Raw genomic sequence first — 9,350 nt, 5'->3', positions numbered from 1 at the left:
GGCTTCCATTTTCTGTTCGCTGTGGCATTATAACCCCCTCAACGATGTGCGTGCATCGTATAATGGCTATTACCTCAGCCTTCCAAGCTGATGATGTGGGTTCGATTCCCACTGCACGCTCCAAGTTATCCCTTCTGTTATACCAATCCCAACCCTTTGAAAATTAACCACTTTGTTGTGGGTTTTTGTGTGTCTGGAAGTTAACTAATGGTCCTCCGAGAGGTACATTCAAGTTAACCAATGCTATGGCAGTATTTCTAGATGGGTCCCTTCTATAACACTTGAATTAGGGCTTTGTGATTCGAATTGAGGTCTTTTTAGATCATGTTGTGATTTGAATTACTGTTAAATACGCATCATAATGTGATTCGTATTGTGCATATTTTCAAATCAAGGAACTAACATGTGGATCTGGCAGCAGGAAAGTTGGCCCAACTTTAACTGGGATAATTCTCTCGTAGAGCCAGTGATTAGAAAGACTCGATTAAACCAAGGCATCTTATTAGGAAAAATGTCCGTTCATTCTCAAGATGAAAAAACGAGTATGCTAGACACCCTGCTGGCAAATATTGTTCACTCGAGTGCAATTGAAGGTGAAAAGCTGAATGCGTTCTCGGTACGCTCCTCATTAGCTAATAAGCTAGGGATGTCGGAAGAGCATCCTTTCACGACTACTGAGCAAACAGATGGGCTGGCTGAAATTATGCTCGATGCTGTTGAGAATTTAGACACAGATTTAAAACTTGAAAGGATTTTGCATTGGCACGATAGGCTATTTCCTGAAGGGTACACAATGTTCAACCCTGTAATTGGTGGACAACTACGGGGGGATGCACCAATGCAAGTCGTATCTGGTCGAATTGACAGGCCAATTGTTCACTTTGAGGCCCCTGGCCGTGACATACTTGATACAGAGTTGGCGTACTTTATTCAGTGGTTTAATGAATCAAAAGGTGACACGTCATTAGATCCACTGCTAAGAGCGGCAATCACCCATCTATGGTTCGTCACGCTACATCCGTTAGATGATGGAAATGGGCGTATCACTCGTTTATTGACCGATTTGGCCTTGGCGCAAGCAGAGCAGCAATCAGTACGATTCTACGCTATGTCTGTGTGTATCTTAGCGAATCGAAAGAGCTACTATGAAATACTTGAGAAAACCCAGACAGGTGATGTTGATATTACTGCTTGGCTAGTTTGGTTTTTCGAAATACTAAATAAAACATTCGATGGAGTGTTAAAGGAGATTGATCAAACAGTTTTTAAAAGTAATTTTTGGCGTAATATTGACCAAACTAAATTGGTTCAAGCGCAAGTCAAAGTGCTCAATCGAATGCTGGATGGAGATTTTGCTGACGGAATTAGCACATCCCAATACCACAAAGTTACAAAGGTGAGTAAGCCAACAGCTACACGTCATTTGACAGCACTGGTTGAGTATAACTGCCTGGTCAAATTAGGTGTGGGGCGCAGCACCCGGTATCTGCTATCGAAGTAGTGAACTAGAGTAATTTTAGAATCACTGGGGTACTGTCAAGTTAACCGATGCTATTTTATTTTGATAGGTGTACACTTATCAAAATGCAACGAATCTGGATTTAGCTTGAAAAATAACTCTGAAAAGTATCATTGCAGTAATCGAGGTGGTTTTAGGCCGGGCTGTGGTCGTAAACCAGGTGTGAAAACGCGGCCAGTGCGCCTACCTGAGTGGTTATTGGATGCATTAGAAGATATAGACGAACCTCGTCATTGTATTGTCAAAGCTTGCATCGAACAGTACGGCATTGAACCTCCCCAAAAGAAAGAGTCACATGACTAAAAAACAGTTTATCGCGCATTTCCTGCGTATGAATCGTACGTCGTATATGATTGCAATCGTATTGATTTTTCTCGTCAATTGGCTCCAAGTAGAAATTCCTCGTTATATTCAATTGGCGATTGATCTGATTGACAGTGCATCTCCGGCTGACCATCAAGAGCTTCAAACCTATGTGGGTATTGTTGTTGTGATGGCTGTGTCTATGACCGTAGTTCGAATTTTTTCACGTATCTATGCGTTAAATCCTGGTCGTATAACTGAGGCCGCACTAAAAAATATTCTGTTGAAAAAACTGAATCGTCTGCCAAATAGTTTTCATCAAAAATTTGCATCAGGCAGACTTATCTCAATCATCAACAATGACCTTAGCGGTGTTCGTCTACTGTTTGGGCTCGGTTTTCTGCAGTTTTTTAATGCTTTGCTTGCGCTTTCGTTAACACCGTTATGGATGTGGCGTATCTCACCAGAGTTAACGCTCTATTCGATTATCCCTATTGTTATTGCGTTCGTGATTTTTCGTATTGGCTTTAAACGCATGAAAGATCTTCATATGGAACATATGCGTCGCTTGCAAAATCTTTCCGCACAATTAATGAGTTATTTAACGGGTATTGATTTAATTAAGAGCGAGAAAATGTCTCCTTGGGTGAAGGATGAAATTGAAAACCTTAACCAGAATTTACTTCGCTGCCGGATTCAGATCACACGCGTTCAGGTGTTTTTTATGCCAGTGTTGGATTACGCCAATGACTTTATGAAAATTATGATTCTTGGCATTGGTGGCTATATGTTGATGAATCAGCAGCTTACTCTTGGTGAAATTACCGCTTTTCTTACCTATTCAGTGTTACTCGCTATGCCGTTAATGCAATTAGGTCGTATAGCCACTATTTATCAGCGAGGTATGGTTGCCATTCACAGTGTACAGACAATTCTAAATGCTGAAGTTCCACAAAAAGATTTGGTAGAGCTACCACTAGCGGAAGTTGAAAAATTGAAGGCTAAAACACTCTCGATTAGAAATTTGAGCTTCAGTTATCAGGGGGAGACGCGACTAATTTTAGATAACATCAGCTTCGATATTCCAGTCGGTAAAAAAATAGGCGTACTGGGCAGTATCGGGTCAGGTAAAACAACATTGGTGAACTGTCTGAACCACCATCTTGATGTGCCTGAGGGCACAGTGTTTCTTGCCGATAAGGACGTGACAACATTTTCCCGTAGCGATTTACGTCGTTATATTAAAACGGTGACCCAAGACCCATATTTATTTTCCGCAACTGTAGAAGAGAATATTCGCTTTGGTAGTCGTGATGCAGATATAGCGAAAGCTCAGGTTGATGAAGTCCTAGAACTGAGTCAGTTGGCTAATGATGTTTACCGTTTTGAAAAAGGCGACCAAACTCTGGTTGGTGAGAAGGGGATTATGCTGTCTGGCGGTCAAAAGCAACGCTTGAGTATTGCTCGTGCTCTGCTTGAACCTTGTGATGTGATTATCATGGACAATGTATTGTCTGCTGTGGATTACGAAACTGAACGAAAAATTCTAGAAGGGTTGTTTGAACGGTTGGATAACCAGTCTGTACTTGTTGTCTCTCACCGTGTTAACGCACTCGAATATATGGATGAAATTATCGTGCTCAATGAGGGTAAGATTATCGCCAAAGGTAATCACGCCGCTCTGATCCAGACTTGTCCTTATTACTTTGAAACTTGGAATCTGCAACAGAATGAAACGGAGGCGGCAGTATGTTAAAGAGCATCGATGTTCAATATTTAAAGCACTTTTTTACTTTTGCTAAAAAATATAAACGCTCCATATTGCTTGGCATTACCATGCTCCCTCTTTCTGTTATCACCAGTCTATTGTTTCCCTGGCTCATTATCCAAGTCATTGATGTTCATCTATCTCAGAGAAATATCGATGGACTGTTGTTACATACTGTTTATTTGCTTTTGGTACTAATTGCTAGCTATGTTGTTGATACAACGTATTCATACAACTTGCGTAAAGCGGGACAGTACACCATTACAGATATGCGTTCGGTGCTTGTTGATCGCGTACTTAAGTTGCCACGCCGCTATTTTGATAATACACCGATCGGAGTAACCCTCTCTCGCTTAACGAGTGATTTGGAAACTATCGGCGAGACTTTTATTCAATCCATTGTTGGGCTGGTGAAAGACACCATCAATACCATCGCTCTATTGGTGATGATGCTACTTATTGATTGGCAGTTGACACTGATTGTATTGGTCATTATGCCTCCTGTAATGTATCTAACTTTCTATGTTCGCAACCGGCTTCGAGCGCTTTATCAAGTTACACGTTCAACGTTGGCACGTAGTATCGGTTTTTTACAGGAAGTTTTACTCGGTGTGAAAACCATTCAGTTATATCGCGCCGAAGAAGAGGTAGAGGACAGGTACAAAGGTTATACCGATGAGTTGTTAAAAGCTCAAAAGAAGGTTAATAAATATGATGCTATTTTGTTTGCCTTTATTTCCGGCGTTACCTCTATCACCATAGCGCTGATGATCTGGTATGGTTCAGGGCAGGTCATTCAAGAAGCGCTCACATTGGGTGTATTGATTGCATTTATTAACACACTAGAAAAAGTATTTGTTCCAATCAGGGATTTTACATCACAAATTGCGTCTATTCAGAGCTCATTTGCCGCTTTTGACCACATTGAAGAGCTCTTTGTCGAAGCGACGGAAGAAGAAGGGCGTGATTTGCAACCGACACATAAGGTTGAAAAACAATTAACTAATTTTGTCAGTCTTGAGTTCAAAAATGTCAGTTTTCGTTACAACGACAAATTACCTTATGTGTTAAAAAATGTGTCCTTTTTATTGGAAAAGGGGCATCAGATAGCATTAGTTGGTTCAACCGGTTCAGGTAAGTCGACCATTCTACGGTTGATATCAAAAACATATCAAGATTATGACGGCAGTATTCTGTTAAATGGTATCGAGTTTTCTCAAATTTCGATTGAAGATTCTACGCATCTATTCTCGATGATGATGCAGGATGTTCACCTGTTTGAAGAGAGTGTGCATTTCAATATTGCTTTGGGGAAAAAAGAAATACAACGTGAACAAGTAGAGCAGGCGTCACGTTATGTTTATGCGGACAAATTTATTGATGAATTGCCTAACGGCTATGATTTCTGTTTGGACAAAAATGCTTCAAATCTCTCAGTCGGACAGACTCAGTTGATTTCTTTTGCTCGTTCTATTGCACAAAGTGGGCAAGTAATGATGTTGGACGAAGCGACGAGTTCTATTGATTCCATAACGGAAGATTTGATCCAGAAAGCAATGCAGCGTCTGTTTAAAGAAAAAACGGTGATCGCTATTGCGCACCGTTTAAGCACAGTGCGTCACTCCGATATGATATTAGTGCTAGAACAAGGTGAAATCGTTGAAAGGGGTAAACATCAGGAACTGGTTGCTCACAACGGTATTTACGCTGGTTTGTTAAACAAATCTATCTTGCAAGCGCCAGTGCTGAAGGTGGCCGAAAATTAATTGAATCGCAATCTAATTAATGTAGTGGCCGTTACTATAAATTTATCAATAATGTACATCCCAACGCTTTGAAAGTTAACCGATGTTGTGGCTGTATTTCCATATGAGCATATACAAAAGATATAGATTCCGCTCTGATATCATCCAATACTCTATGTGGTTGTATTAACGTTTTGGCCTGAGTTTTTGGGATGTAGAAGATCTCCTTTCGGCACGGTCAACTTAGCGCCAGTTTTATCAATTATGCAATAATCTATTGATAACCAATTGTCATATTTAAGTAAGTTATAACTCTGACTACTTCGCTCTTCTCCCCATTTACTACCGGGCAATATCACGTTTGGCGGTTATAAAAGATTCTGTCTTTACGAAAAAACCGTGAGGTTTATTTAGTACTCACGGTTTTACTATCAGTTTAGTCTTTTAGTTAACTTCATATATGAATTAGTTTACTGAGTCGCGGCTTCAAGTTGTTTAATTTTGCCTTGTAGCATGTACGAGTTCTGGTTGAAGTTACCTGGATTCAATACTTGGCTGTTTTGCATTGGGTAGTCAGGTAGGGTATTCATGAACTCTTGAACTTTACTGCCTACTGGTACGAATAACCACATGTTGTCTGCCATCCAACGTAGGTACATGCCAGATTCGTGTGGTGCTTTTTCGAACGGGTCTGCACGTAGATGAACAACTTGAGGCCAGTTTGGCTGGAAGCGAACTGCATCAACTATGTTACCATCCATTACTGCGAATGAAATCTTGAAGTCATTCCAACGAACTGCATTTAGCTCAGCATTTGCAGAGAAGTAAAGCATGCTGTCACGAGGGCTTTTTTCCTCTTTACCTTGTAAGAAAGGTAGGAAGTTATGACCATCTAGATGAACACGCCAGTTTTTCCCGTTGTAAGTTGCCCCTTTATCTGAAGCCAGTTTTTCCACGACTTTATCGTCACCAGCGGCTGCTAATAGCGTAGGGACCCAATCTTGGTGACTCATGATGTCGTTGATTTTGGTTCCTGGTTTGATAGTACCGGGCCAACGAACTAGCTGAGGAACACGCATACCACCTTCGTAAGTCGTACCTTTCTCACCATGGAAGTAAGTTGCACCACCATCAGGCCAGGATACGGTCTCTGCACCGTTATCGGTTGAGTAGATCACGATTGTGTTGTCAGAAATGCCTAAGTCATCAAGCTTGTCTAAAAGCACACCTACATGGTCGTCATGCTCTAACATGCCGTCAGCGTAGATGCTGATACCTGATTTACCTTGGTATTTTTCTTGTAACCGAGTCCAAACGTGCATACGAGTTGTGTTATGCCAGATGAAAAAAGGCTTGTCAGCTTTAACGGCTTTTTCCATGAAAGCTAGAGACTCTTCTAAGAACTCCTCATCAGCATGTTCCATACGCTTACGCGTCATAGGGCCCGTGTCTTCAATCTTGCCATCGGCAGTCGATTTGATTACACCACGAGGGCCAAAGTTCTTACGGAATTCTGGATCTTTAGGATAATAGTATGTCTCTGGTTCTTCTTCTGCATTGAGGTGGTACAGGTTACCGAAGAACTGATCAAAACCGTGGTTTGTAGGAAGGTGCTTGTCTTGATCTCCCATGTGGTTTTTACCGAATTGAGCGGTCATGTAGCCCTGCTCCTTAAGAAGATCCGCAATGGTTGGAGCCCAATCAGGGATACCGTGGTCTGAACCCGGCATGCCAATTGTCAGTAGACCTGTTCGGAATGGCTCTTGACCTGTTAGGAATGCAGCACGACCAGCAGTACACGATTGTTGACCGTAATGGTCAGTAAATAATGCCCCTTCCTTAGCGATACGGTCTATGTTTGGTGTCTGATATCCCATCATTCCGTTGTTGTATGCACTGATGTTGAATACACCTATGTCATCACCCCAGATCGCAAGAATGTTTGGTTTCTCAGCCGCGGTCACTGCCGAAGAAGCGGCTAATAAGCCAACACCTAATGCTAGTTTATTAATTTTAGTACCCATAAAGGACTCCGATTTGCTTTTAAGATTAATGTGTTAGAACAACACATCGATAAGTAAATGTTATTCTCAAATTTCGGTTACGTCCTTTTATAGTGTATATAACCAATTGTTATGAAGTTAAGTTAACGTATTGATTAAACTGAAGTTAAATTTTTCATGGAATGAAGATTTGAATAGTATGCGTGATCTTTATCATATTTTCTGTCGTAAAAATTGTTGATAAGTTCAATCTTTATACCCTGATGAAAATGACAAAAAGGTTAATAGGTTAGTGAATGTCGCGATTGTGTAAAAAATGAACTATATGTTGTAGGGCAGGATGCAAATAACTTACGGAGAGGTTTTTATGACAGCGAAATATGGTGTAAAACGTCGATTAGCGATTTTGGGTACAGCAATGATGGCTGCTTCCAGCGCTAGCCTTGCAGCAGAAAAGCCGAATATATTGGTCATTTGGGGTGATGATATTGGTCAATCCAATGTGAGTGCATACACCTTTGGTTTGATGGGTTATCGAACCCCGAATATCGATAGCATTGCGAAAGAAGGGATGATGTTTACCGATTATTACGCAGAGCAATCATGTACCGCGGGTCGCTCTACTTTTATTACGGGTCAAAGTGTATTAAGAACAGGTTTAAGTAAAGTAGGTTTGCCAGGTGCTGATATTGGCTTGCAAGCAGAAGACGCCACGATAGCAGAGATGCTAAAACCTATGGGGTATATGACAGGACAGTTTGGTAAGAACCATCTAGGTGATAAAGATGAGTTTCTACCGACGGCACACGGTTTTGACGAATTTTTTGGTAACCTTTACCACCTAAATGCAGAAGAAGAGCCTGAAAACATCGACTATCCAAAAGATCCAGAGTTTCGTAAGAAATTCGGTCCTCGTGGTGTGATTAAGTCTTTTGCTGACGGTAAGATAGAAGATACCGGTCCATTGACTCGTAAGCGTATGGAAACCGTCGATGAAGAGACACTCGATGCGGCACTTGATTTTATGGATCGCGCGGTAAAAGTCGACAAACCATTCTTCGTATGGTGGAACGCGACTCGTATGCATTTCAGAACACACGTAAAAGAAGATAATCTGGGCACAACCGGCATCAGTTATTACGCTGATGCAATGGTAGAACATGATAACCATGTTGGTGAGTTATTGAAAAAAGTCGATGACCTTGGCATTAAAGACAACACCATTGTTTTCTATTCAACGGATAACGGCCCACATATGAACTCGTGGCCAGATGCGGGTACTACACCATTTCGTGGTGAGAAGAACACAAACTGGGAAGGGGCCTATCGTGTACCAGCAATGGTTCGTTGGCCAGGGAAAATTGAAGCGGGAGCGATTTCAAATGAAATCATGCACCACATGGACTGGATGCCAACATTCGTAGCGGCAGCCGGTGATGACCAAATTAAAGAGAAACTACTTAAAGGGCATCAAGCAGGGGATACAACGTTCAAGGTACACCTAGATGGCTACAACTTCTTACCTTACCTAACGGGTGAAGAAGAGAAAGGTCGTCGCGCAGAGATCTTTTACTTTACCGATGATGGTGACTTGGCGGCTCTTCGATATAACCATTGGAAAGCCGTGTTCATGGAGCAACGTGCAACAGGGACCATGAAGATCTGGTCTGAACCGTTTGTAACTTTACGTTTACCTAAGTTATTTAACCTACGCATGGACCCATACGAGACGGCGGATATCACGTCGAACACTTATTATGATTGGCTACTCGATCATGCGTATATGTTTGTGCCAGCGCAGGCTTATGTCGGACAATTCTTAGAAACCTTTGCTGAATATCCACCCCGCCAAAAAGCAGCAAGCTTTAGCTTGGATCAGGTAATGGAGAAACTTCAGGAATCTCATAACAAATAACCGATGTAATAAATGAACGGACGTTATAAGCACTACTATGATGAACAGAGCTCTTCGGAGCTCTTTTTTTTATGAGTATATGACCGCCCTGAATATA

General features: G+C 41.5%; 6 protein-coding genes and 1 tRNA gene. 6 read left to right on the top strand and 1 reads right to left on the bottom strand.

Going from position 1 to position 9,350, the window contains the following annotated elements:
* Nucleotides 1-48: 48 nt before the first annotated feature.
* The 5 genes from IUZ65_RS18725 (at nt 49) to IUZ65_RS18705 (ending at nt 5,356) form a co-directional block, all read left to right on the top strand.
* Nucleotides 49-123, top strand: a tRNA-Gly gene (locus tag IUZ65_RS18725).
* 280 nt (nt 124-403) lie between these two features.
* Nucleotides 404-1,501, top strand: coding sequence for a Fic family protein (locus tag IUZ65_RS18720; protein WP_195705546.1), 1,098 nt, complete (start codon nt 404-406; stop codon nt 1,499-1,501).
* Nucleotides 1,502-1,606: 105 nt separating this feature from the next.
* On the top strand, nt 1,607-1,822 hold the full coding sequence (locus IUZ65_RS18715) for a hypothetical protein (protein WP_195705545.1): 216 nt from the start codon (nt 1,607-1,609) through the stop codon (nt 1,820-1,822).
* Nucleotides 1,815-3,578, top strand: coding sequence for an ABC transporter ATP-binding protein (locus tag IUZ65_RS18710; RefSeq protein WP_195705544.1), 1,764 nt, complete (start codon nt 1,815-1,817; stop codon nt 3,576-3,578). The genes IUZ65_RS18715 and IUZ65_RS18710 overlap by 8 nt, the downstream gene beginning before the upstream one ends.
* Complete coding sequence (locus IUZ65_RS18705) at nt 3,572-5,356, top strand: ABC transporter ATP-binding protein (RefSeq protein ID WP_195705543.1); 1,785 nt, start codon at nt 3,572-3,574, stop codon at nt 5,354-5,356. Before IUZ65_RS18710 ends, IUZ65_RS18705 begins: the two co-directional genes overlap by 7 nt.
* Nucleotides 5,357-5,805: 449 nt before the next feature.
* On the opposite strand, the gene IUZ65_RS18700 is transcribed toward IUZ65_RS18705, so the two are convergent.
* Nucleotides 5,806-7,359: an arylsulfatase gene (locus IUZ65_RS18700; protein ID WP_195705542.1), complete on the bottom strand. Its 1,554-nt coding sequence runs from the start codon at nt 7,357-7,359 to the stop codon at nt 5,806-5,808.
* A gap of 346 nt (nt 7,360-7,705) precedes the next feature.
* On the opposite strand from IUZ65_RS18700, the gene IUZ65_RS18695 reads away from it, so the two are divergent.
* The gene (locus tag IUZ65_RS18695; protein WP_195705541.1) at nt 7,706-9,253 is read left to right on the top strand and encodes an arylsulfatase; all 1,548 of its coding nucleotides are present in this window, start codon (nt 7,706-7,708) and stop codon (nt 9,251-9,253) included.
* Nucleotides 9,254-9,350: the final 97 nt, after the last annotated feature.

Origin of the sequence: Vibrio sp. VB16 (genome assembly GCF_015594925.2) — a bacterium.
Taxonomy (GTDB): Bacteria; Pseudomonadota; Gammaproteobacteria; order Enterobacterales; family Vibrionaceae; genus Vibrio.
This window is presented reverse-complemented; position numbering and strand designations above follow the sequence as displayed.

What these genes read in the sequence shown, in the direction of transcription:
- IUZ65_RS18720 (WP_195705546.1), top strand. Translation starts at nt 404, where the DNA reads ATGTGGATCTGGCAGCAGGAAAGTTGGCCCAACTTTAACTGGGATAAT.
- IUZ65_RS18710 (WP_195705544.1), top strand. Translation starts at nt 1,815, where the DNA reads ATGACTAAAAAACAGTTTATCGCGCATTTCCTGCGTATGAATCGTACG.
- IUZ65_RS18705 (WP_195705543.1), top strand. Translation starts at nt 3,572, where the DNA reads ATGTTAAAGAGCATCGATGTTCAATATTTAAAGCACTTTTTTACTTTT.
- IUZ65_RS18700 (WP_195705542.1), bottom strand. Translation starts at nt 7,359, where the DNA reads ATGGGTACTAAAATTAATAAACTAGCATTAGGTGTTGGCTTATTAGCC.
- IUZ65_RS18695 (WP_195705541.1), top strand. Translation starts at nt 7,706, where the DNA reads ATGACAGCGAAATATGGTGTAAAACGTCGATTAGCGATTTTGGGTACA.